Source organism: Pasteurella bettyae CCUG 2042, from assembly GCF_000262245.1.
In the GTDB taxonomy this organism is placed as follows: Bacteria; Pseudomonadota; Gammaproteobacteria; order Enterobacterales; family Pasteurellaceae; genus Basfia; species Basfia bettyae.
The window spans coordinates 18,514-42,596 of the sequence record NZ_AJSX01000036.1 but is presented as its reverse complement, the minus strand read 5'-3'; the positions used below and the strand labels follow the sequence as shown (position 1 = coordinate 42,596).

Genomic DNA, 24,083 nt, shown 5'->3' with positions numbered 1-24,083 from the left:
AATAATGATAACCCATTTTGATGACTTACATTTATTTATTACCATTGTTGAGAATGGCAGTTTTACCAAGGCGAGCGATAAATTGGGCGTGTCCAAATTCGCCTTATCACAAAGCATTACTAATTTGGAAAAACGCTTAAATATCAGATTATTAAACCGCACCACTCGGAGCGTATCGCCCACACCCGAAGGCTTGACGCTGTACAATGACATTGTGGGGGCGTATTCGGCGATTGGTTTGGGTTTGCAAAAATTGGCGGAAAATCAAGAGAATATCGTTGGCACGGTTCGCATTAACGCCAGTCAGTTGGCTATTGATACGGTCATTTTGCCAAAATTGACTGCACTTTTGATGGATTATCCTTTGATTTCATTGGAAATTCACAGCGACAATAGTTTTGTGGATATTGTGGAACAAGGCTTTGATATGGGCGTGCGATTTGGCGATGCGGTTGTCGATGATATGGTAGCAGTGCGGATTCCCAAGCCTGTCAAAACCGCTTTGGTTGCCACGCCCCAATATTTGCAAAATAAAAATATTCCTAAAAATATCAATGAGTTGGAAAATCATCAGTTGATTAACATTCGTTTGGGCTTGGATAAATCGCCGATTTCTTGGGATTTTAAGGTAAATGGTCAATTAGTTGAATATTTGCCAAAATCGCAAATTACATTAAATATCAATCCTTTAACCGCCATTAAAAATCATTTGGGAATTGGTTTTGTCGCCCGCTCGCAAGTGGAAAATGAATTACAATCAGGCGAATTGATTGAAATTTTGGGCGAATTTGCCGATGAATATGAGCCGTTTTTGCCTATTATCCCAGCCGAAAATACCATTCTTGGGCGTTTGAAATGGTGTTGAATTCGTTGAGAGAGTGAGCTAAAAAGGAATGCAAGCGGTCAGATTTTTAGGAAATGTTGCCAAACGCCGATTTTCCGACCAACAATCAACTTGACCCAATTCTTTCGTTAATTGCCCTAAAAGTCAATTTTTCCTGACCGCACTTTTGCCCATAATAGCCGCCATCGCAACAAGCGGTCTATTTTCAACAAAATTTTGCAAATTAAGGAAAGATTATGACGTTACAATACCAATACCTTCGCAATGCTACCGCAAAAATTACCTACGCAGGCGTGACTTTTTTAGAAGATCCGTTTTTAGCGGAAAAAGAGAGCTTTGATGGCTTCCCGGGTACGGTGAACAGGTATTTACGCAACCCAATGATTGCGTTGCCTGAAAGCGTGGATCAGATTGATGCTGGCATTGATGCGGTGCTTTTAACCCACATGTATTTGGATCACCGGGGCGAGAGCTTAAGCATGTAATTCCAAAGGATTTTTGCTGACTTTAGCTAAGGATTTATGTTCTTTGATAATTGCCATAAATGCTTGCCCGTAGCGTTCTAATTTGGTTGCGCCAACACCATTAATTTGTAGCATTTCCACTCGAGTTGTTGGTTTATGTAATGCCATTTCTTGTAATGTTGCATCATTAAACACGATATAAGGCGGAATATTTTCTTTATCAGCAATTTGTTTACGTAAGAAACGTAAACGAGCAAATAAATCCTTATCATAGTAGATAATGGCATTTTTCTGCGGTGTTTGAGCCATGGTAACTGAGGATAGTCTCGGCATGGCTAATTGTAAGGGAACTTCACCTCGTAACACAGGTCTCGCACTTTCAGTAAGTTGCAATCGGCTTCCCATTCCAAAGTCATTGAGTATTTGTTGTACTAAGCCAAGATGAATTAATTGGCGAATCACTGACTGCCAATATTCTTTACTTTTATCTTTACCAATACCATATACCGACAGTTGATCATGTTGATTTTCTTTGATCTTCTGATTTTGTAATCCACGCATTACGCCAATCACATATTGTGTACCAAAACATTGCCCAGTGCGGTAAATCGTAGAAAGAATTTTCTGTGCATCTAATAAACCATCATATTTTTTTGGTGGATCGAGACAAATATCACAGTTTTGACAAGGTTTTTGACGATTTTCACCGAAATAATTCAGTAATACTAAACGGCGACAAGTTTGGCTTTCTGCAAATTCACCAATAGCTTCTAACTTATGTTGTTTGATTTCTCGTTGTGGACCTTCGGGCTCTTCTAACAACATTTTATGTAGCCAGGCATAATCGGCAGGTTCGTAAAATAATACGGCTTCAGCAGGCAAATCATCACGTCCTGCACGTCCAGTTTCTTGATAATAAGCTTCAATGCTACGAGATAAATCAAAGTGAGCGACAAAACGCACGTTAGATTTATTAATTCCCATGCCAAAAGCGATAGTTGCTACGACTACTTGAATATTATCTCGCTGGAAAGCTTGTTGCACGGCATCACGTTGTTGCGGTTCCATGCCTGCATGATAGCCTGCTGCAGACACGCCCTTTTTCTTTAAGGCTTCAGCAATGCGTTCTACTTTGCTACGGCTATTACAATAAACAATACCACTTTTGCCTTTTTGTGCCACGACAAAATTACAGAGCTGATCCATGGGCTTGAATTTTTCCACTAGGGTATAGCGGATATTCGGGCGATCAAAGCTTCCTACGTATAAGTGCGGTTCATTTAAATGCAAATTTTGTAGAATATCTTGCCGTGTAGTGCGGTCTGCTGTAGCTGTTAATGCCATTACAGGCGCGTTGGGAAAACAGCTTTTGAGACCACCTAATTGGGTATATTCAGGACGAAAATCATGCCCCCATTGTGAGATACAATGGGCTTCATCAATGGCAATAAAGCTGACATTACATAAAGAGATGAACTGAAAAAAACTGTTAGTCATCACTTTTTCAGGTGAAAGATAAAGCAATTTCAGTTCTCCCGAAATGGCTTTATTTTGCACCTTTTGTTGTTGTTCAAAAGACTGAGTACTATTTAGAAAATCTGCGGAGATACCATTAGTGAGTAACTGATCCACTTGATCTTTCATTAAAGAAATCAGTGGTGAAATGACTAAAGTTAGCCCCTCAAAACATAAAGCAGGGATTTGATAGCAGAGGGATTTGCCGTTCCCCGTTGCCATGACGACTAAGCTATCACGACCAGTTAAGGCCGCTTCAATCACTTCTTCTTGACCTTTACGAAAGGATTGATAACCAAAGACGGAACGCAGCACTTCAAGTGCGGTCAAATTTTTTGAAATTTTCACCGCACTTTGAGTAACTTCATTGACTACAACATCAGTCATTAAGCGAAGCTCACTGGTTCGCCATAAAATGCCATTGCTTGAGCTAAACAATCCCAAAAACGTAGATTGTCATGGTTGAGCCAGTCACCATCACGGTAAGCAAAGTGCAAACCGCCTAAACGACTAGCTAACCAAAGTTCTAACATCGCTTCTTGTTTATTGATGACGATTTGATTGCCATCGTTAAAGGTAATATTAAATACTGCACCCTGACGTTCGCAATCCACATCAATATCTTGTTGTTCTAATTGCTCTTCAATACTGTTCCAGATTTGGTCAATATTTTCGTGAAATTCTGCTACATTCATAAAATTGCCTTATTTTTTAGTTTGAGAGCAGAATTATAGATATTTTCTGTCTTTAAAGATAGAATGAATGTAAATTTTCATCAGTTAGGAAATCAACATGAAAAAATTTATTTCTCTGGTTATTTTGACCGCACTTTGTACTGCTATGATGGGCTGTGGCGTTAAAGGCCCTCTGTATTATCCTGAACAAACACCGCAAAAACACACAGAACAGCCATAAAAATAGCAAGCAGGACACAACATATGGATTTTTTCCAATATAAAAACAATAAATTATTTGCCGAAGATTTAGCAGTCACTGAGCTTGCAGAACAATTTGGCACACCGCTTTATATTTATTCTCGAGCCACGCTTGAGTGCCATTGGAAGGCTTTTGATAGTGCCTTTGGTGAACATCCGCATTTAGTTTGTTTTGCAGTGAAATCTAATCCTAATATTGCCATTTTACAAGTGATGGCAAAATTAGGTGCGGGTTTTGATATTGTTTCGCAAGGTGAACTCGAGCGTGTTATGGTTGCAGGTGGCGATCCACATAAAGTGGTATTCTCTGGTGTGGCTAAGAATGCTAAAGAAATTGCCCGTGCATTAGAATTAGGCATTCGTTGTTTCAATGTAGAAAGTCAGGCTGAATTATATCGAATTAATGAGATTGCTGGTCAATTAGGCAAGATTGCTCCCATTTCATTGCGGATAAATCCTGATGTGGATGCTCATACTCACCCTTATATCTCTACTGGGTTAAAAGAAAATAAATTTGGTATAAGTGTGGATAAAGCACGTGAAGTTTATCATTTAGCCACTAAATTACCTCATATTAAAGTAACAGGTATGGATTGCCATATTGGTTCGCAATTAACAGAAATCCAACCGTTTTTAGATGCGGTAGATCGTCTGATGATTTTAATCGAACAATTAACTCAAGATGGCATTATCCTTGAGCATTTAGACTTAGGTGGTGGTTTAGGGGTGACTTATACTAATGAGACGCCTCCTCACCCAACGGATTATGCTAAAGCGTTACTGGAAAAACTCAAACATTATGAAAATTTAGAAATTATTCTTGAGCCAGGCCGTGCCATTAGTGCAAATGCGGGGATTTTAGTCACTAAAGTGGAATATCTAAAAACAAATGAAACCCGTAATTTTGCGATTGTTGATGCCGGTATGAACGATATGATTCGTCCAGCCTTATATGAAGCTTATATGAATATTATTGAAGCTGACCGCACTTTAACGCGTGAATCTCAGGTTTATGATGTGGTTGGTCCAATTTGTGAAACTTCAGATTTTTTAGGCAAACAACGCCAATTAGCCATTGCTCAAGGTGATTACCTTGTACAACGTTCAGCAGGTGCTTATGGGGCAAGTATGTCTTCTACTTATAATTCTCGACCATTAACGGCGGAAGTGATGGTGGATGGCAATCAAGCGCATTTAATTCGTCGCCGTGCTGATCATAAAGAACTATGGGCTTTAGAAGCCCTATTGGCATAAATCATACAGGAGAACTTTATGAAACTTTATTATTTACCCGGTGCTTGTTCAATTGTTCCACATACCGCTTTAGAATGGATTGGTGAAGATTATGAAGCAGTTGCTGTCACTCGTGAAGAAATTAAATCCGCAGAATATTTAAAATTAAACCCTTTAGGTCAAGTCCCTTTATTAGTTGATGGTGATTTAGCACTTTCACAAAATATAGCTATCTTAACTTACTTAAATGATTTATCGCCAGAAACCAAAATTTTTGGTAGTAAGACCGCACAAGATAAAGCAAAACAAATGCGTTGGTTAGCTTTTTTCAATGCAGACTTACATAAAGCCTTTGCTCCTTTATTTCGTTTACCCGCTTATGCTGAAGGTAATGAAGAGTTAAGCAAACAAATCCGTAAAGCGGCTGCTGAGAATATTCTTCGTATGTTAAGTATTGCTAATGATCATTTGGAAAGCCACATTTTCTTTGGTGAACAAATCTCCGTAGCCGATGTATACTTATATGTTGAATTGCGTTGGTGTAAAGCTTTAGGTTTAGATTATAGCCAATTCAAAAATCTCGAACCTTTCTATCAACGTGTAGCCGCAGATGTTGGGGTGAAAACGGTATTAGTTAAACAAGGTTTAAGCGCTTAATTTGACATTTATGAAAGGTGAAAGTGCGGTAATAATTTTTAAAATTGTTACCGCACTTTAGCTTCTAATTGGATTTATTTGTTACATTCCCATTCTCCAACATACCTGAAAATGGTACACTATCGCCAATTTTTCTATTCAAAAAATATATTTACTAGGAATAATCATAATGCGTACAAGCAAATACCTTTTCTCAACTTTAAAAGAGACCCCAAATGATGCTCAAGTGGTTAGCCATCAATTAATGTTACGGGCGGGGATGATTCGCCCAATGGCTTCAGGTTTATATAACTGGCTACCTACGGGTATTCGTGTATTAGAAAAAGTAAAAAATATTATTCGTGAAGAAATGAATAAAAGTGGAGCTATTGAAGTATTAATGCCAGTGGTTCAACCTGCCGAGTTATGGCAAGAATCTGGTCGTTGGGAACAGTATGGCCCTGAATTATTGCGTTTTAACGATCGTGGTAACCGTGATTTTGTATTAGGACCGACTCATGAAGAAGTGATTACGGATTTAGTCCGTCGTGAAGTGAGTTCATACAAACAACTTCCATTAAATCTATATCAAATTCAAACAAAATTCCGTGATGAAGTGCGCCCTCGTTTTGGTGTAATGCGTTCACGTGAATTTATTATGAAAGATGCTTATTCTTTCCACACAACTAAAGAATCATTACAAGAAACCTATGATGTGATGTACCAAACTTATAGTAATATTTTTACTCGTTTAGGTTTAGATTTCCGTGCAGTACAAGCAGATACAGGCTCTATTGGTGGTTCAGCATCACATGAGTTCCAAGTATTAGCTTCAAGTGGTGAAGATGATGTGGTGTTCTCAACAGAATCTGATTATGCAGCGAATATTGAATTAGCAGAAGCGATCGCTGTAGGTGAACGCCAAGCACCAATGGCAGAAATGCAATTAGTCGATACCCCAAATGCGAAAACTATTGCAGAATTAGTAGCACAATTTAATTTATCAATTGAGAAAACAGTGAAAACCTTAATTGTAAAAGGTGCAACAGAAGAACAGCCATTAGTAGCATTAGTGATTCGTGGTGATCATGAGCTCAATGAAATCAAAGCAGAAAAATTACCTGAAGTGGCATCACCATTTGAATTTGCTGATGAAGCGGATATTAAAGCGAAAGTTGGTGCGGGAGTTGGCTCATTGGGCCCTGTGAACTTGAATATTCCAGTGATTATTGACCGTTCAGTGGCCGTGATGAATGATTTTGCTGCGGGTGCAAATATTGATGGTAAACATTATTTCAATATTAACTGGGAGCGTGATGTGGCATTACCTAAAGTAGCTGATTTACGTAATGTGGTAGAAGGCGATCCAAGCCCAGATGGTAAAGGAACATTATTAATTAAGCGTGGCATTGAAGTGGGACACATCTTCCAATTGGGTAAGAAATATTCTGAAGCAATGGGAGCGACTGTTCAAGGTGAAGACGGCAAACCATTGGTGATGACCATGGGATGTTATGGTATTGGTGTAACACGAGTGGTGGCATCTGCAATCGAACAACATCATGATGAACGTGGTATTATTTGGCCAAGTGATGCTATTGCACCATTTACTGTGGCAATTGTGCCAATGAATATGCATAAATCTGAAAGTGTTCAAGCTTATGTTGAAGAACTTTATAACAGCTTAAACAACCAAGGTGTCGAAGTGATTTTTGATGATCGTAAAGAACGCCCTGGTGTAATGTTTGCGGATATGGAATTAATCGGTGTGCCACATATGCTTGTTATTGGTGAGAAAAACCTGGCAAATGGCGAAATCGAGTATAAAAATCGTCGCACAGGCGAAAAGCAAATGATCGCTAAAGAACAATTGTTAGCTTTCTTAAAAGAGCAAATTAACGCTTAATACTTTTATCCATAAGAAAAGGCAGATATTAATATCTGCCTTTTTACTTGCTCATCAATAGACACTTAGTTATCTATAGAATTTATAAAAATGAAAGGGAAATATCATATTTCCCCTTAATAATTTTTAAAAAACTAACCGCAGTTTGTTAATTTAGTCACTTCTGTGCCTAATATAAATGGATAATAAAAGCACAGAATGGTTTGCATAGAAACATAATTATTTATTTTCTTCTACACTCACACCATAGAAGGCACTATAACCAAATGGGCTTTGTTTAAAGTCACGTACACGAGCACTTAATGGGGCATAAGTTACTGCGTGAGCCATTGGAATCCAAGGTGCTTGCTCATGCACGATGACTTGAGCTTGTTTATATAATTCCGCACGTTGTGCTTTATCTGTTAAGCCAATGGCTTTTGCTAATAAAGCGTCAAAATCAGCATTTTTCCAACGTGCATAATTACTATTACCAATATTTGAGCTACCTAATAATGGGTTTAAGAAATTATCGGGATCGCCATTATCTCCTGACCAGCCAAAGGTACCTGCTGTTAATTCACCAGCTTTGGCACGTTTAATATAGTCACCCCATTCATAAGTTACTAATTTTGCTTTCACCCCGACTTTTTCCCAATCACTTTGTACTAATTCAGACATACGACGTGGGTTCGGATTTGAGTTGCGCACTACAGGCTGTACCCATAATTCTGTTTCAAAACCATTAGGAAAACCTGCTTCAGCTAATAATTGTTTGGCTTTTTCTGGGTTGTATGGATATTCTTCTATGCTATCGTTATAGCTCCAGATTGTTGGCGGTAATGGATTTTTCGCAGATACACCAGCACTTTGATAAACCGCATTTAAGATAGTTTTTTTATCTACAGCATAGTTTAATGCTTGGCGTACTTTTACATTATTAAAAGGTGCTTTTTCTGTATTGAAAGCGATATAAGCCACATTCAAACCCTCTTGAGATGGCATTTGAATCCGTTTATCTGCTTTCATTCGTTCTAAATCCGCTACATTTGGAAACTCTGCTAAATCACAGGCGCCTGTTTGTAATTTTGCATAGCGAGTTGTTGCATCAGGAGTGATACTAAACACCAAACGATCTAAGCTTGGTTTTCCTTTCCAATAATCTGGATTGGCAATAAAACGTACTGATTTATCCACTTGATAGCCAGCAAAGATGAATGGACCTGTACCAATAGGTTCTTTATCAATGGTTTCAGGTTGGTTTGCTTTTAACATTTTATCTGCATATTCTGCAGAATAAATAGATAAGAAATCCATACCTAAACTTGCTAAGAAAGTAGCATCTTTATGGGTTAAGTTAACTCGTACCGTATTATCATCCACTTTTTCCACAGATTTTAATAATTCAGGGAATTTCATAGAATTGAAATACGGATAGGTGGCGTTTGAAACATTATGATATGGATGTTGTTTATCTAATTGACGTTGGAATGAAAATAAAACATCATCTGCATTAAATTCTCGGCTTGGTGTAAAAAGTTTATTGGAATGGAATTTCACACCTTTTCTTAAATGGAAAGTATAGCTCAAACCATCTTCGCTAATTTCCCAGCTTTCAGCTAAGCCTGGCTCAATATCAACACTACCACGTTTAAATTCCACTAAACGATTATACACTTGCTGTGAACTAGCATTATAAGAGATACCATCCATCACTAAAACTGGACTAAAACTCATTGGTGCACGACTCGTACAGTTGATAAACGTAGTTTCTGCTTGAACCAAGGTTGTTGCTGATAAGGTAAATGCAGCAAGAATAAATTTAGTAGTTAATTGCATATTTAAATCCTAGGTTAACGGGAATAAGTAAGGTTAAAATATAACAAAACTTGGTGTAAACAAAATAATCTAATCTTATTAGTTATAACTGTTATTTATGTAAATGAGCACCATCATCTTGATGCAAGCGTAAAAGTACTAAAACAAGGAGAACACCAAATATCGCTGAACTCATATAAGTGTAGCTAAATGCCCGTTGTAACTGCTCGATATTATCACCCAAAAAATAACGATAAACACTGAGAATTAAAGTAGATACGGCAATACCAATACCGATACCCACTTGCTGTACCACACTTAGCATGGTTGATCCTGCACTTGCTTGCTTATCCTCTAAATCGCCTACGGTTAGGGTATTGATTGAAGAGTAAATAATCGAAATACATGCGCCATACAGGGCAACATTTAGGATCAATATCCACCACGCGCTATCGGCATGTAAAAGAGACATCGCAAAAATAGTACAGGTCATCACCATTGCTGTGCCAATAAGAACATATTTATAACCAAAACGATTAAGCAATTTTATACTAATGGGTTTCGCCAGCACTGAACTCATTGCAATAGGGGTAATTAACATACCCGCCTTATCAGCACTAAAATTAAATGCGACTTGATACATAAGAGGTAATAAAAATGGGATACCAGAGGCACAAAGACGAATTAATAAATTGGCACTCATACCAACTCGAAAAGTGCGTACTTTAAATAAATCTAATGGAACTAAAGCTTGATCAACATGTTTTTTCGCATAGGAAATATAGCAAATTAATAAAATCACACCGCCTAGAATAATTGCTATTGCTTGCCATTTTGCAACAAAGACTTCTGTCACTAGATCTAATCCTAGTGTAATACCGACTAAGCCGCCACCAAATAACCAAAAACCATTCCAGTCTAATTTACGTAATTGACCTGTAATATTTGGCATAAATTTAGTCGCAAGAAAAATGCCAATTAGACTCACTGGGATATTAATCAAGAAGATCCAATGCCAAGTAGTATAAGTAACAATCCAACCACCGAGAATTGGCCCTAAAATAGGTCCCATTAACCCCGCAGTAGCCATCATATTCCAAGCTGATAAAAGTTGTTTTTTGGGAACTGCACGAATAATGGTTAGTCGTGCAACTGGCATCATTAAAGAACCTCCGAAGCCTTGGAGTACCCGAGAAGCAACTAATTGATTTAATGATTCAGAAAAAGCACAAGCAAGAGAGCCTAGTGCAAAAGTAATTACTGCAACACGAAAAACATTTAACGTACCATATTTATCTGCCACCCAACCACTAATAGGAATAAACAGGGCAACGGTTAAGGCGTAGCTAATAATCGCTAACTGCATTGCTAAAGGTGATTCATTAAGATCTGTAGCAATTGCAGGTAACGCGGTATTTAAAATCGTACCATCCAAAGCTTGCATAAATAAAGCACTGGCCGCAATCCAAGCTAAGGGACGATAATCAACATCTTGCTTCATAAAATTTACCTAAATCTGACCGCACTGTTGAAGCTGCCAGGTTTGAATAAACTGAGCAATTTGAACAATATTATTAATATCTAAATGAGGAACGAATGTGTGCAAAGGGTAGTCTGTTGCTGTTGCAATAACATATTCATCTAAGCTAGGTAAAGGCTTTTCCATATTTTGACGATGCAATAGAATCTTTGCTATAGGCTCCTGTTTAAAGCCTTCAACCAGTATTAAGTCTAGTTGGGCAGGGTCAAATTGTTTTGCTAAATAATCCAGCGTAGCAGGCTGTTGTGGCGTTTCGGTCATTATTGCCCAACGTTCATCGCAGGTGATTATCACTTGATTGGCGCCAGCTTCTTTCATACGCCAGCTATCTTTACCTGGTTTGTCCGTTTGTACGTTATGATGAGTATGTTTAATCACAGCCACTCGAATTCCCAAGGTAATTAATTGAGGGATTAATTTTTCTAATAAAGTAGTTTTGCCACTACCACTGTAGCCAGTAATACCCAACATCGGAATAGGTGTATTCATAAGGTTTATCTCATCCAAAATATTGCAGATTGATTATACCTTTTCTTGCAAATCTCCTAAAGTATTCATATTAACGAAAGCCTGTTTATCTCCACTAAAGTCTACGGCGACTGCACCATGTGCTTTCATAAACCATAACATTCGACGTTCACCGCTTGCTAAATAATCTGCTAATTCAGTTTTTAGAGCGGTTGAAATCAAGCAAAAAGTAGGATGGTCTCGTTCACCATCATGGGCATAAGCAATTAAAATTTCTGAATTTTCTACCGCACTTTTTAGTTTTGCTACAAGATTTAATGGCAAGCAAGGGCTATCACAAGGCACAAATAATACATAATCTGTAGTGGCCTGCTCTAATGCCGTTTGGATACCACTTAATGGGCCTTGAAATCCGTCTCTTTGATCAGAAAAAACAGGCACACCCAATTGTGCATAAGCATCTTGATTACGATTGGCATTAATAGAAATAGCATCAATTTGGCAATGTAAACGTTGATAAATTGTTTCTACCAAAGGTTTACCTTGCCATAATTGCAAACCTTTATCCACGCCTCCCATACGGCGAGCTTTACCACCAGCTAAAATTACTGCACTAATTGTTATTGTCATAAATTGTAAACTTCTCTTAATTCAAGTATGATTTGTAACCTGTTTATTGATGATAAGGAAAACTTTATGAAATGTCATCGTCTTAATGAAGTCTTGGAACTTTTACAACCATATTGGTCTAAGGATTCCGATTTAAATCTTATTCAAATTCTACAAAAAATTGCAAAAGAGGCGGGTTTCGAAAAACCTCTTGAAGAATTATCAGATGAAGTCATTATTTATCATTTAAAGATGCATGGAAAAGATAAATTAGAGCCGATTCCTGGTATTAAAAAAGACTACGAAGAAGACTTTAAAACCGCAATTTTAAAGGCTCGTGGTATTATTAAATAATCTTAGTTTTAAAGGATTACTGAAATGAAAAAACTTTTTATTGCTTGCATTGTAGCTTTAGCAACACTATCTTTCAATGTGCAAGCCGCTGATTTAACGGAAGGCAAACAATACGAAACATTAGCACAATCCCATTCTGCACAACCAGAAGTTATTGAATTCTTCTCATTTTATTGTCCTCATTGTTATTCATTTGAACTGGAATATCAGATTCCACAAAAAATTAAGCAAGCCCTTCCTAAAGGCGCTGAATTCAAACAATATCATGTCACCTTCTTAGGCGGTATTTCTGATGATTTAACTCGCGCATGGGCCCTTGCAATGGCGATTGGTGCTGAGGATAAAGTGAAAACAGCCTTATTTAAAGCAGCAAAAGCTAATACTTTACAGTCTATGAATGATGTTCGTCAGGTTTTTCTTGATAATGGTGTGAGTGCAGAACAATTTGATGGTGGCATTAATAGTTTCGCAGTAACCGCTTTATATAACAAACAAATTAATCTGGCAGAACAATTTAAAGTGCGTGGAGTACCTGATTTTTATGTCAATAACAAATTCCATGTAAAAATGGATGGTTTATCACATGATAATTTCGTTCAAGACTACGTAGATACCGTAAATGGTCTATTAAGTAAATAACTATTTGCAAAAGATCTAAAAAATTGGTTTAATGCGTGCCACTTAAAAGAGATATAAACAAAGAGGATATTATGGCAGAAAGTTTTAGTGTTGAACGTCGTTTCTTTGACGATAAAAACTATCCACGTGGTTTTGCTCGTCACGGTGACTATACAATTAAAGAAGCACAAGCGCTTGAGCAATATGGTCAAGCATTTAAGGCGTTAGATTTAGGTGAACGTGATCCTAGCACAGCAGAAGAAAAACAGTTTGTTGCTTTCTGTAAGGGAGAACGACCAGCAGAAACTTTCTTTGAAAAAACCTGGAATAAATATCGCTTACATACTTCAACAACAAAACGTGTATATACGTTATCTGGTGTAGTTAGCGATAATCTAGATGATTTCAACGCAAATGACTAACTTATCTTAATCATGAAAGGCTTGAATTAATTCAAGCCTTTCATGTGTAAACAACTAAATTTTTTATTTTTTAACCGCACTTTTATTGGCTTCAAAATCTAGACATCATTGATGCCTTAATTTGTGTTCGGTTTTGGACAACGTTGGCTTTATTCTGCTCTAGAAAATGCTCCTGCTTCTGCGACTAATTGTTCAGAAGGGCGAATGCCTGTGTAGAGTTCAAATTGTTCAAGAGCTTGTAATACTGCCACTTCCGCCCCTGAAATGGTTTGCTTACCTTTCGCTTTTGCTAATTGGATAAAAGGTGTGAGTTCAGGCATGGCTACTACATCAAAAATAGTTTTTGCTTGTTCGATCATCGCTTCAGGAAAAGCTAAATCTGAAGCTTCTTTTCCTCCAGCCATGCCAATAGGCGTCACATTGATAAGAATATCAGCTTGTTCAGCATGTAAATTTTCAATGTGTTCATAGCCATAAAGATCAGCCAAATATTTTCCCGTAATAGTATTTCTGGCTAAAATTTTGACTTGTTTAAAACCTGCATTTTTAAAGGCTGCAACTACCGCTTTTGCCATGCCACCACTGCCTCTTAAGATGACAGTTGATTGAGGCGATAATTGATATTTTTGAATGAGTTTTTCGATAGCAATATAGTCCGTATTATAAGCTTTGAGATAGCCATCATTATTGACAATAGTATTTACCGATTCAATGGATTTAGCAGATTCTGACAGTTCATCAATGAAAGGAATGCAACTTTCTTTGAAGGGCATTGAAATTGCACAGCCACGAATACCTAAGGCTCTTACCCCTTTAATTGCATGTTCTATATCCGTGGTAGTAAACGCTTTATAGATAAAATCTAAGTTTAATTTTTCATAAAGATAGTTATGGAATCTGGTGCCACGATTACTGGGGCGAGCCGCTAAGGACATACACAGTTTAGTCTCTTTATTAATCATAATTTTCCTAGATATTTAAGGCTTCTGCATCATCAATAAAATATTGATTCATTTCAAAGGCTGGTACTGTTGTACGGTCTTTACTAATAATTTTAGCGGGTACACCTGCAGCAGTGGCATATTCTGGAACTGGTTGTAGTACGACAGAATTCGCACCAATTTTAGCATATTTGCCAACTTCAATATTGCCAAGTACTTTAGCACCTGCACCGATCATTACACCTTCACGAATTTTTGGATGACGGTCACCGCATTCTTTACCTGTACCCCCAAGAGTTACACCTTGTAGGATAGATACGTCATTTTCAATTACTGAAGTTTCTCCGACCACAATACCTGTAGCATGGTCAAACATAATACCGCGCCCGATACGAGCAGCAGGATGAATATCCACATCAAAAGCCACAGAAATTTGGTTTTGTAAGTAAATTGCTAAAGATTGTCTGCGTTGTAACCATAAATGATGGGTCACACGGTAGCTTTGAATAGCATGAAATCCTTTTAAATAGAGCAATGGTGTTGACCATAATCCTACAGCTGGGTCACGTTGGCGTACGGCATTAATATCACAGGCCGCACATTCAATAATACGTGGGTCTTCTTGATATGTTTCTTCAATAATTTCACGTAATGTAATTGCAGGCATAGTGGCAGTGGCCAGTTTATTCGCCAAAATATAGCTGAGAGCACTCCCTAAATTTTTATGCTTTAAAATAGTGGAGTGAAAGAAGCTTGCTAACATAGGTTCTTGATCTACCAAACCTTTCGCTTCATTTCTAATATTATTCCAGACTTCAAGTAACATATTTTCATTCCTTATGAATGAGAGGTTATTCATCTTTACGTTCCCGTCCGAGTAGTGCAGAGGCGGCTTCTTTTACATTTCTTTGATAGAATAATACTTGATACACTTGTTCAGTAATCGGCATTTCTATGCCTTGTTGTTGAGCCAATAAATAGGTTTCTTTAGTATTGTAGTAGCCTTCCACCACTTGCCCAATTTCTTGCATAGCAGCTTCCGCACTAATGCCTTGTCCAAGCATCATACCGAAACGGCGATTACGAGATTGATTGTCGGTACAAGTAAGCACAAGATCTCCAAGCCCAGACATTCCCATAAAGGTATGTGCTTGAGCTCCTAAGGATACCCCTAAACGGCTAATTTCTGCAATACCCCGTGTAATCAGTGCGGTTCTTGCGTTGGCACCGAATCCCATTCCATCAGACATTCCCGCACTAATTGCAATCACGTTTTTAATTGCACCGCCTAGTTGTACACCAATCATATCGGAATTGAGATATACACGAAAATGTTTATTGCAGTGAATACGTTCTTGGAAATCTTTGGCAAATTTTTCATTATTTGAAGCAAAGGTAATAGCAGTTGGTAAACCTGTTGCAAGCTCTTTCGCAAAAGTTGGGCCTGATAATACTCCAAGAGGATAATTAGTGCCTAATTCTTGTTCTACTAAGCTTTGTAATAAACGCCCTGTATTTCGCTCTAAGCCTTTAGTTGCCCAAGCAATACGGTGTTCTGTAGTAAGATAAGGTTTAACTTGTTTAATCACATCACCAAATACATGACTTGGCACAACGATCAGTAAATTTTTTGATTTTTGTACTGCAGTTTTTAAGTCGGACTCAATTTGTAATGCTTCAGGGAAAGTAATATTAGGAAGAAAACGTGCATTTTGACGTTGTTCTGCCATTTGTTGACAAGCTTCTTGATTATGTCCCCAAAGATAAGTTGGATAACCATTACGTGAGAGGGCAATAGCAAGTGCTGTACCGTAAGAACCTGCACCAAGAATCGTAACAGAAGATGTATTTGTACTCATAAATTACCTCGCAAATGTTGAAGTAAGATAAAAAGCCATATTACGAAAATAAAATAGCACGGACAAATTAGCCGTGCCATCTTGATTTTAAGATTAATGCTGAACTTCAGGAGTAGCTGATTCAGTCGCTTTTTGTTCTTCTTGTTCTTGGCGTTGTAAGAAATCCATGAACAATGCATCAAAATTTACAGGAGAAAGATTTAATGCAGGGAACGTACCACGGTTGACTAAGTTTGAAACTAATTCACGAGCATATGGGAACAACATATTTGGACATTGTGCAGTTAAGCAATGTGCCATTTGAATATCTGCTAATCCACTGATAGTAAAGACGCCTGCTTGTTTAACTTCGCATAGGAAAGCAAGATCGCCACTGTCTTCTAATGTAGTTTCTACGGAAATATTTAATACCACTTCATATAAATCTTCAGCTAATTGTTTTGCTTCAGTGTTTAAATCAAAGTTGAGTTTAGGTTTCCACTCTTGTTGGAAAATATGTGGAAGATTAGGTGCTTCAAAAGAAATATCTTTCACATAAATACGTTGAATTTGCAGTACAGCTTCTTGTTGTTCTTCTGTTGCTGGTGTTACAGCTTGATTTTCTTCTGCCATTGGGATAATCCTTTTATTTAACTAATGGTAAGTTTTCTGCTCTCCAACCTGAAATACCTTCATTTAAGGTATAAACATGGGAGAACCCTTGTTTTGATAGAAGTTGTGCTGATGAACGTGCTGTTATACCGTTTGCACAAGTTAAAATAAGGTGACGTTCTTTATATTGTTCAAGCTTGCCAAGATTTTGGTTTTTAATGTCTGTGGCACTAAATTCCATGCTACCTGCAATATGACCACGTTTAAATTCGTCACTATTACGCAAATCAATCACCATGGCATCTTGATTATTAATTAAGCTCGTTGCTTCTGCATTAGAAACAATTTTAACTTTGCTGGTTGCTGATTTTATGAATTGCACAAGTACAAAAACAAATACAGCAATCCAAGCTACAACTAATAGGGTATGATTTTTGGCAAACGTAATTGCCATTGGCATTAATTCTTCCATTTTACTCTCAAAAAATCAGTAATCAAAAATAGGGGTTAAGTATAACCGTAGTTTATTCATCTTTCAAAGAAACTATTGCAATTTAATTGATCTATATTATAGATATAATGCCCCATAATTGGTATATTAACAGCAGATTTCAAAGGGCTTTCAATTGTTATTATTTCTAATATGAAATCGCTGTCGTTAAATAGCTTAAGAAATATTAAAATACAATTGAGTTTAATAAAATATAAAATAGTAACCAGGGAGATAATTATGTCTGCAATGTTTCTTCTTCAATTTGCCATAGTTTTACTATGTATTTTGATTGGTGCTCGAGTTGGTGGTATCGGCTTGGGTGTATTTGGCGGTTTAGGTCTTGCCATTTTATCTTTTGTTTTTGGTTTAAAACCAGCTGGTTTACCAATTGATGTAATGTTTATGATCATGGCAGTTGTTTCTGCCGCAGCAGCAATGCAAGCCGCAGGCGGTTTAGATTATATGATCAAAGTTGCTACCAATATTCTACGTAAGAATCCGAAATATATTACTTTCATGGCTCCTGCTGTAACATGGCTGTTTACCTTCTTAGCTGGTACAGGTCACGTAGCTTATTCTGTATTACCTGTGATTGCTGAAGTTGCACGCCATAATGGTATCCGTCCAGAACGCCCACTTTCTATGGCAGTTATCGCATCTCAATTTGCTATCGTAGCAAGCCCAATTGCGGCAGCGGTTGTAGCAGTGGTTGCGTTTCTTGAACCTCAAGGCATTACTTTAGCTGACGTATTAATGGTTACCATTCCTGCTACTATTTTAGGGATTGCTTTAGCTTGTGTGTTTGTCAATAAAATTGGTAAAGAATTAAAAGATGATCCAGAATATCAACGTCGTTTACAAGATCCAGAATATGTAAAAGCGAATAATGCTTCTGTATCAACTGATGAAATTAAGTTAAAACCAACCGCAATCTTATCTGTGAGTTTATTCCTATTTGGTGCGCTATTAGTTGTTCTTATGGGGGCAATTCCATCATTACGTCCAGTGTTTGATGGTAAACCAATGGGTATGGCTCATACTATTGAAATTGTTATGTTGTCTATTGGTGCATTGATTATTTTCTTCTGTAAACCTGATGGTACAGAAATTACCCGTGGTTCAGTATTCCATGCGGGTATGCGTGCGGTAATTGCTATCTTTGGTATCGCATGGTTAGGTGATACATTAATGCAAGCTCATATGAACGAAGTAAAAGAAATGGTAAAAGGTTTAGTTGAAACTGCACCATGGGCATTTGCCTTTGCATTATTTGTTCTTTCTGTTTTAGTTAATAGCCAAGGTGCAACAGTGGCAACTTTATTCCCACTAGGTATTGCATTAGGTATTTCACCAGAAATCTTAATCGCTGTATTTGTTGCGGTGAATGGTTATTTCTTTATTCCAAACTATGGTCCAATCATTGCTTCAATTGACTTTGATACAACAGGTACAACGCGTATTGGTAAGTATATTTTTAACCACAGCTTCATGATTCCAGGCTTACTCAGTATGGCATTCAGTATTGGCTTTGGTTTACTATTCGCAAATTTATTCCTATAAATTGGCTTTAATTGATTGAGCGGTGTATTAACACCGCTTTTTTATTTTTTTAAACCGTAAAAGTGCGGTTAAAATTAGAAAAATTTTTCTAAGCTCTAATAAAAAACGCCTCTCTATTATGCAGAGAGGCGTTTCTTTTAGAATTTAAAATATAGATTATAAGTAACGTTTGCTGATTACTTTTAAGTTGTCATCTAAAGTATAAACTAATGGTTGACCTGTAGGGATTTCTAAATCCATGATATCAGCATCAGAGATACCTTCAATATGTTTAGCAAGTGCACGTAATGAGTTACCATGCGCAGCCACTAATACACGTTTACCTGATAAGATAGCTGGTGCAATTTGGTCTTCCCAGAATGGTAATACACGTTCTAGAGTCACTTTTAAGTTTTCATTATCTGGAACCACGTCAGCAGGTAAATGAGCATAACGGCGATCGTTATGTGCAGAGTTAGGATCTTTTGGATCTAATGCTGGAGGTAAAACATCATATGAACGACGCCAAATATGAACCTGTTCATCACCATGTTCAGCTGCTGCTTCGGCTTTATTTAAACCTTGTAAACCACCGTAGTGACGTTCATTTAGACGCCATGTTTTGATTTGTGGAACCCATAATTGGTTAGATTCTTCTAACACTAAGTTACAAGTTTTGATCGCACGAGTTAATACAGAAGTAAATGCAATATCAAATTCGAAACCTGCAGCTTTTAATTTACGACCAGCTTCTTTAGCTTCTTCTATTCCTTTTTCACTTAGGTTGACATCTCGCCAGCCAGTAAAAAGGTTTAATGCATTCCATTCACTTAAACCGTGACGAATAAATACTAATTCCATAAAAATCTCCTAGAGTCAGTGGATTAATAAAAATACTCCGCATTTTATAGCAAAAAATGGGTAGATTTAAAAGTTAAAACCTAATGTTTTCTGATCTTTCGCAAAAATAATGCTATATTTACTGACAAGATAAAATAAGCTTGGGTAGTTTTAGCAATGCTATCAAATTTTAATAAAAAAATTTCTTTAAAATGTACCGCACTTTTTTGTGTCGGGATGTTAGGGGCGTTTTCTGCACAATCTGCGGACTTGTCTAAAATTCAGCAACAAATTAAGCAACAAGAACAAAAAATTGCAGAGCAAAAACGTACCCAAAATCAACTCCAATCTATTTTACAAGCTCAGGAAACCAAAATGAGTGGAGTGATTGGAAATTTGCGTCAGACACAGGCTGATGTAGAAGAAACTCGTAAGGTGATTAATGAAACTAATAAGCAAATTAAATTGCTAGAACAACAAGAAAAAACACAGAAAATAAAGTTAGCAAAACAGCTTGATGCTGTGTATCGTTCAGGTAATCCTGCCTCTGTTGTGGAACACTTATTGTCTGATAATGCACAAAAAGCAGATCGTATGAAAGTTTATTATGAGCATATGAATCAAGCTCGTATGACGGCTATTCAAGATATTCGTGATACACGTAAGCAATTAGATGAGCAAAAGAATTTACTCGGTTCTCAATTAGAAGAACAAAAAACACAGTTATCCACTCAAAAGAAGCAACAGCAAGAATTGCAGAAAGTCAAAAATGAACGTCAGTTGACACTTAATCAATTAAGTAAATCATTAGAAAAAGATCAGAATAAATTAGAAACCTTAAAAGCAAATGAAAATGCATTGCGTAATGAGATTCAACGTGCCTCTGAAATTGCACAAGAGCAAGAACAACGTGAACGTGAAGCTTATACGCAGAAAAAAGCCAGTGAAGAGAAGAAAAATAACAGACCTTATCAACCGACGAATCAAGAGCAACAATTAATGCATACAGGAACAGGATTAGCTGGTAAGTATCCACGTCCTGTGATTGGTAAAACACTTTATTCTTATGGAGCGACTCAGGTGGGTGAAGTCAAATGGAAAGGCATGGTGATTGGTGCATCTGCAGGTACGGCAGTCAAGGCGATTGCTGATGGTCGGGTCATTTTAGCTAGTTGGTTACAAGGTTATGGCTTAGTGGTAGTGATTGATCATGGTAAAGGTGATATGTCTTTATATGGTTATAATCAAGCTGTTTCCGTTAAGGTGGGTAATTTAGTGCGTAGTGGTCAGAAAATTGCTGAAGTAGGAAATAGCGGAGGCCAAGGTAGAACAGGATTGTATTTTGAGATCCGCCGCCAAGGAAATGCAGTGAATCCAGCAAGTTGGTTAAGATGATTGATATTATTTGGCTTAAAAGTGCGGTAGAAAAAACCGTTATTTTATTGACATTATGTTTATTGAGCTTATTTAGTCAGGCTGCTCAACTTGCACTTGTCATTGATGATATGGGATACCATCTTCGAGAGGATGAGATAATATTGTCTATGCCGAAAGCGATTTCTGTGGCAATTATTCCTTCTGCTCCTTATGCTAAACATATTCATCAACAAGCCACAGCACAAGGCCGTGATATTTTGATTCACATGCCCATGCAGCCTATGAATAATATGAAAATTGAAGAAGGTGGGTTACTATTGGGTATGTCTCAAGAAGAAGTGGCTCGACGAGTTCAAATGGCTAAACAAATACTTCCTAATGCTATTGGTATGAATAATCATATGGGAAGTGCAGCAACGGCAGATTCAACATTAATGCATTTTTTGATGGCGGAGTTATATAAACATCATTTGTTTTTTCTAGATAGTCGAACAATTGGTCGTTCAGTAGCGGGAAAAATTGCAAAACAGCAGGGAGTTAATTCATTAGATCGTCATATTTTCCTTGATGATAGTGATGCTTATAATGATGTACAACATCAATACCAACAAGCGATTCAATATGCAAGAAAACATGGTATAGCAATTGCTATTGGTCATCCACGGAAAAATACTATTGCTGTATTACAAGCAGAATTAAAAAATTTACCTGCAGATATTCAATTGGTAGGGATGGGAAACTTATGGCGTAATGAGAAAGTGGTTCCACCGCAACCATTTATCTTTATTTTTCCTAATATGCCAGCACCGACATCTATTGCACCATTTGAATCGGTTCCGCTGTTGCGTGGGGTGCCTAAATAAGTTTAAACTTAAGACCTCTTCATTTTTGAAGGGGTTTTTTATAAAAGAAAAAGGAAATTTCAGTATATTAAGGAGGACATATGTCAGAAGTATTTCATTTAGGGTTGACGAAAGCGATGCTAAAGGGCGCTAAAGTTGCCATTGTACCAGGTGATCCAGCACGTAGTGAACGTATTGCAAAACATATGGAAAACCCAGAATTTTTAGCCTCAACTCGAGAATTTACTTCTTGGCTAGGTTATGTCGATGGTGAGCCTGTTGTGGTTTGTTCAACAGGGATTGGAGGACCTTCTGTTTCAATTTGTGTTGAAGAATTAGCACAATTAGGGGTAAGAACATTCTTACGTATTGGTACAACTGGAGCAATTCAACCACATATCAACGTAGGTGATTTATTGGTAACCACAGGAGCTGTTCGTTTAGATGGAGCAAGCCAACATTTTGCACCACTAGAATATCCTGCGGTGGCAAATTTTGAATGTACTAATGCATTATATAATGCTGCTGTTGCACAGGGTACAACGCCTTATGTAGGTATTACAGCTTCTTCAGATACCTTTTATCCAGGCCAAGAACGTTATGATACTTATACGGGTAAAGTATATTCCAAATTTAAAGGTTCATTAAAACAATGGCAAGAATTAAATGTAATGAATTATGAAATGGAATCTGCAACGCTATTTACCATGTGTGCGGCACTTGGCTTAAAAGCGGGTATGGTTGCTGGTGTGATTGTAAATCGTACTCAACAAGAAATTCCAAATGAAGCAACTATAAAAGGCACAGAAGAAAAGGCAGTGTCGGTTGTTGTTGAAGCTGCGGGTAAAATGGCAAAAATTTAGTGAAATAATGAATAGAGCCTCTTTCATAAGAGGCTTTTTTATTATCATAAATTTGATATAGTACATACCATGTTTCAAACTGGTAAATTTTATTAGGAAAGTTTAGTTTATGGCAGATCCACATATTAAATCGCCCATGGATAGTTGGGATTACTTAACCGTTTGTATCTACCGTTCAGGGTTTGTGTTAGCCGCGATTTTTATTGCGCTTTTACCTTATCAACCTAATCTCTCATTGCTCGGATTATTAGTCGCTGCGAGTTGTTGTGCATCAAGTTTACATATTTATGTAAAGCATTTTCGTTTGATTTTACAATTTGCTACTTGGTTGGCTCTATTATGTGAAGTGTTTGGTTTTTCACAGTTAGCATTAGGTGGTGCATTACTTACTCTTGGTGGATTATGTTTTAAAGAATATTTTTGTTTTAAAGTTTTTGCATTGAATTATCAACCGATTTTTGTTGCCTTGTTATGGATAGGCTATGTATTAAATATTGAAGTTTTATTGCAGTTAACATCGGCAATTTCTGCACTTTTATTTTTGATTGTAGCCATTCAAAAATGGCGTATGCCATTGCATTTTGATATTGGGGATAAAAATAAGTATCAGGTGTAATGGAAAATAAAAAGGTTTTGCTAAGCAAAACCTTTTGTTTAAAAATTTAATCAGAATATAACCGCAGTTTTTGGTTATTCTTCTTTTTGATGCCCTTGATCTAAATGAACGGCACTCACTAAATCATCATTGCTGACTTGAAATGCTTGACCAAAGCCTTTTACAAATAGACCAGGACCTGGTTTGAAACTAAACAATTTGAAATCTTCTAAGGTCGCTAAATCATCAATCAACTTACCGTGTCTTGCTTTAAGCATTGCAAGCCCATCTTTCCATTCTGCTGAATGGCGTTCAATAACACGTGCTGTTGCATCAAATGATAAACGGCGACGAGCAAAAATCTGACGACTTTTACTTTCATCTTCAATAATCATTAAAGAAACTTTAGGATTTTCAAGTAGGTTACGCGCATGACGAGCAATCGTAGAAATAAATACTTGGTATTCTCCTTGATTAATCGCAAATGGTGCATAGCTGATATTCGGCGTACCCATGCTGTCCACTGTAGCTAACATAATTGTTTTTGCTTCAGCTTTTAACTCTTGAATTTGAGGTCCTAAACGATTTTGAAGAACTTCTTGTTTTGCCATAACTTCCCTTGTTTTTCGATTTGATAGTTTTTTGTTAATAAAATGTAACATAGCGTTATGTATTATAATCATTTTAGAGGAGTTTACAAGCTGTGTGAAAAGTAAATTTAACAATGTTAGGTGAACAATCTTGGTAACTAAATATAAAAATAGAAGTTACAAGTTGATAACCTTTATAAATAAAAATATTA

At 37.1% G+C, this 24,083-nt stretch carries 27 protein-coding genes; 14 read left to right on the top strand and 13 right to left on the bottom strand.

Features of this window, described 5'->3' with window-relative positions:
* Positions 1-4: 4 nt before the first annotated feature.
* Entirely contained in the window at positions 5-865 is an 861-nt protein-coding gene (locus HMPREF1052_RS07795; RefSeq protein WP_005761180.1) for a LysR family transcriptional regulator, read from the top strand.
* Between the two features lie 215 nt (positions 866-1,080).
* Complete coding sequence (locus HMPREF1052_RS07790; RefSeq protein WP_005761115.1) at positions 1,081-1,329, top strand: MBL fold metallo-hydrolase; 249 nt, start codon at positions 1,081-1,083, stop codon at positions 1,327-1,329.
* Here HMPREF1052_RS07790 and recQ read toward each other — a convergent pair.
* A complete protein-coding gene (recQ, locus tag HMPREF1052_RS07785) occupies positions 1,318-3,210 on the bottom strand; it encodes a DNA helicase RecQ (protein WP_005761147.1) in 1,893 nt (630 codons plus the stop codon). The genes HMPREF1052_RS07790 and recQ overlap by 12 nt on opposite strands.
* On the bottom strand, positions 3,210-3,518 hold the full coding sequence (gene cyaY / locus HMPREF1052_RS07780; RefSeq protein ID WP_005761144.1) for an iron donor protein CyaY: 309 nt from the start codon (positions 3,516-3,518) through the stop codon (positions 3,210-3,212). The genes recQ and cyaY overlap by 1 nt, the downstream gene beginning before the upstream one ends.
* A 97-nt stretch (positions 3,519-3,615) precedes the next feature.
* On the opposite strand from cyaY, the gene lptM reads away from it, so the two are divergent.
* From lptM to proS, 4 genes are all read left to right on the top strand, one after another.
* The gene (gene lptM / locus HMPREF1052_RS11525; RefSeq protein ID WP_005761168.1) at positions 3,616-3,738 is read left to right on the top strand and encodes an LPS translocon maturation chaperone LptM; all 123 of its coding nucleotides are present in this window, start codon (positions 3,616-3,618) and stop codon (positions 3,736-3,738) included.
* A gap of 23 nt (positions 3,739-3,761) precedes the next feature.
* Positions 3,762-5,012 carry a diaminopimelate decarboxylase gene (gene lysA / locus HMPREF1052_RS07775; RefSeq protein WP_005761165.1) on the top strand — a complete coding sequence of 417 codons (1,251 nt, stop codon included), beginning with the start codon at positions 3,762-3,764 and terminating at the stop codon, positions 5,010-5,012.
* A gap of 18 nt (positions 5,013-5,030) precedes the next feature.
* Entirely contained in the window at positions 5,031-5,648 is a 618-nt protein-coding gene (locus tag HMPREF1052_RS07770) for a glutathione S-transferase family protein (RefSeq protein WP_005761114.1), read from the top strand.
* A 169-nt stretch (positions 5,649-5,817) separates the two neighbouring features.
* Positions 5,818-7,533, top strand: a complete 1,716-nt coding sequence (gene proS / locus HMPREF1052_RS07765; protein WP_005761176.1) for a proline--tRNA ligase — start codon at positions 5,818-5,820, stop codon at positions 7,531-7,533.
* Between the two features lie 219 nt (positions 7,534-7,752).
* Here the strand turns inward: proS and HMPREF1052_RS07760 are convergent, their stop codons facing one another.
* From HMPREF1052_RS07760 to mobA, 4 genes are all read right to left on the bottom strand, one after another.
* Positions 7,753-9,351, bottom strand: coding sequence for an ABC transporter substrate-binding protein (locus HMPREF1052_RS07760; protein ID WP_005761097.1), 1,599 nt, complete (start codon positions 9,349-9,351; stop codon positions 7,753-7,755).
* A 91-nt stretch (positions 9,352-9,442) separates the two neighbouring features.
* Positions 9,443-10,831: a DHA2 family efflux MFS transporter permease subunit gene (locus HMPREF1052_RS07755; protein WP_005761117.1), complete on the bottom strand. Its 1,389-nt coding sequence runs from the start codon at positions 10,829-10,831 to the stop codon at positions 9,443-9,445.
* A 9-nt stretch (positions 10,832-10,840) separates the two neighbouring features.
* Entirely contained in the window at positions 10,841-11,359 is a 519-nt protein-coding gene (gene mobB / locus HMPREF1052_RS07750; protein ID WP_005761173.1) for a molybdopterin-guanine dinucleotide biosynthesis protein MobB, read from the bottom strand.
* Positions 11,360-11,392: 33 nt separating this feature from the next.
* A complete protein-coding gene (gene mobA, locus HMPREF1052_RS07745; protein WP_005761131.1) occupies positions 11,393-11,968 on the bottom strand; it encodes a molybdenum cofactor guanylyltransferase MobA in 576 nt (191 codons plus the stop codon).
* A 66-nt stretch (positions 11,969-12,034) separates the two neighbouring features.
* Here mobA and HMPREF1052_RS07740 point away from each other — a divergent pair, with 66 nt between their 5' ends.
* From HMPREF1052_RS07740 to HMPREF1052_RS07730, 3 genes are all read left to right on the top strand, one after another.
* Entirely contained in the window at positions 12,035-12,301 is a 267-nt protein-coding gene (locus HMPREF1052_RS07740) for a YihD family protein (protein ID WP_005761098.1), read from the top strand.
* Between the two features lie 24 nt (positions 12,302-12,325).
* On the top strand, positions 12,326-12,940 hold the full coding sequence (dsbA, locus tag HMPREF1052_RS07735) for a thiol:disulfide interchange protein DsbA (protein WP_005761108.1): 615 nt from the start codon (positions 12,326-12,328) through the stop codon (positions 12,938-12,940).
* 71 nt (positions 12,941-13,011) lie between these two features.
* Entirely contained in the window at positions 13,012-13,341 is a 330-nt protein-coding gene (locus tag HMPREF1052_RS07730) for a DUF413 domain-containing protein (RefSeq protein ID WP_005761149.1), read from the top strand.
* 149 nt (positions 13,342-13,490) lie between these two features.
* On the opposite strand, the gene HMPREF1052_RS07725 is transcribed toward HMPREF1052_RS07730, so the two are convergent.
* From HMPREF1052_RS07725 to HMPREF1052_RS07705, 5 genes are all read right to left on the bottom strand, one after another.
* Positions 13,491-14,303, bottom strand: coding sequence for a shikimate 5-dehydrogenase (locus HMPREF1052_RS07725; RefSeq protein WP_005761111.1), 813 nt, complete (start codon positions 14,301-14,303; stop codon positions 13,491-13,493).
* Between the two features lie 7 nt (positions 14,304-14,310).
* Positions 14,311-15,108, bottom strand: coding sequence for a serine O-acetyltransferase (gene cysE / locus HMPREF1052_RS07720; protein ID WP_005761137.1), 798 nt, complete (start codon positions 15,106-15,108; stop codon positions 14,311-14,313).
* Positions 15,109-15,133: 25 nt separating this feature from the next.
* Positions 15,134-16,141, bottom strand: a complete 1,008-nt coding sequence (gpsA, locus tag HMPREF1052_RS07715; RefSeq protein WP_005761182.1) for an NAD(P)H-dependent glycerol-3-phosphate dehydrogenase — start codon at positions 16,139-16,141, stop codon at positions 15,134-15,136.
* A 93-nt stretch (positions 16,142-16,234) separates the two neighbouring features.
* A complete protein-coding gene (gene secB, locus HMPREF1052_RS07710) occupies positions 16,235-16,753 on the bottom strand; it encodes a protein-export chaperone SecB (RefSeq protein WP_005761110.1) in 519 nt (172 codons plus the stop codon).
* Positions 16,754-16,766: 13 nt separating this feature from the next.
* The gene (locus HMPREF1052_RS07705; RefSeq protein ID WP_005761104.1) at positions 16,767-17,204 is read right to left on the bottom strand and encodes a rhodanese-like domain-containing protein; all 438 of its coding nucleotides are present in this window, start codon (positions 17,202-17,204) and stop codon (positions 16,767-16,769) included.
* 258 nt (positions 17,205-17,462) lie between these two features.
* On the opposite strand from HMPREF1052_RS07705, the gene HMPREF1052_RS07700 reads away from it, so the two are divergent.
* The gene (locus HMPREF1052_RS07700; RefSeq protein WP_005761187.1) at positions 17,463-18,785 is read left to right on the top strand and encodes an anaerobic C4-dicarboxylate transporter; all 1,323 of its coding nucleotides are present in this window, start codon (positions 17,463-17,465) and stop codon (positions 18,783-18,785) included.
* Positions 18,786-18,941: 156 nt separating this feature from the next.
* Here the strand turns inward: HMPREF1052_RS07700 and HMPREF1052_RS07695 are convergent, their stop codons facing one another.
* Positions 18,942-19,625 carry a 2,3-diphosphoglycerate-dependent phosphoglycerate mutase gene (locus HMPREF1052_RS07695; RefSeq protein WP_005761127.1) on the bottom strand — a complete coding sequence of 228 codons (684 nt, stop codon included), beginning with the start codon at positions 19,623-19,625 and terminating at the stop codon, positions 18,942-18,944.
* Positions 19,626-19,781: 156 nt separating this feature from the next.
* Here HMPREF1052_RS07695 and envC point away from each other — a divergent pair, with 156 nt between their 5' ends.
* The 4 genes from envC to HMPREF1052_RS07675 all read left to right on the top strand — a co-directional run bounded on the left by envC (position 19,782) and on the right by HMPREF1052_RS07675 (position 23,302).
* Positions 19,782-20,999 (top strand): murein hydrolase activator EnvC, encoded by a 1,218-nt coding sequence (envC, locus tag HMPREF1052_RS07690; RefSeq protein ID WP_005761146.1) that lies wholly within the window; start codon positions 19,782-19,784, stop codon positions 20,997-20,999.
* A complete protein-coding gene (locus HMPREF1052_RS07685) occupies positions 20,996-21,844 on the top strand; it encodes a divergent polysaccharide deacetylase family protein (protein WP_005761151.1) in 849 nt (282 codons plus the stop codon). The genes envC and HMPREF1052_RS07685 overlap by 4 nt, the downstream gene beginning before the upstream one ends.
* An 80-nt stretch (positions 21,845-21,924) precedes the next feature.
* Positions 21,925-22,686 (top strand): uridine phosphorylase, encoded by a 762-nt coding sequence (udp, locus tag HMPREF1052_RS07680; RefSeq protein WP_005761170.1) that lies wholly within the window; start codon positions 21,925-21,927, stop codon positions 22,684-22,686.
* A gap of 109 nt (positions 22,687-22,795) precedes the next feature.
* Complete coding sequence (locus HMPREF1052_RS07675; protein WP_005761169.1) at positions 22,796-23,302, top strand: DUF2301 domain-containing membrane protein; 507 nt, start codon at positions 22,796-22,798, stop codon at positions 23,300-23,302.
* A 74-nt stretch (positions 23,303-23,376) separates the two neighbouring features.
* Here HMPREF1052_RS07675 and hutZ read toward each other — a convergent pair whose 3' ends face one another.
* Positions 23,377-23,892 (bottom strand): heme utilization protein HutZ, encoded by a 516-nt coding sequence (gene hutZ / locus HMPREF1052_RS07670; protein ID WP_005761166.1) that lies wholly within the window; start codon positions 23,890-23,892, stop codon positions 23,377-23,379.
* Between the last annotated feature and the right edge of the window lie 191 nt (positions 23,893-24,083).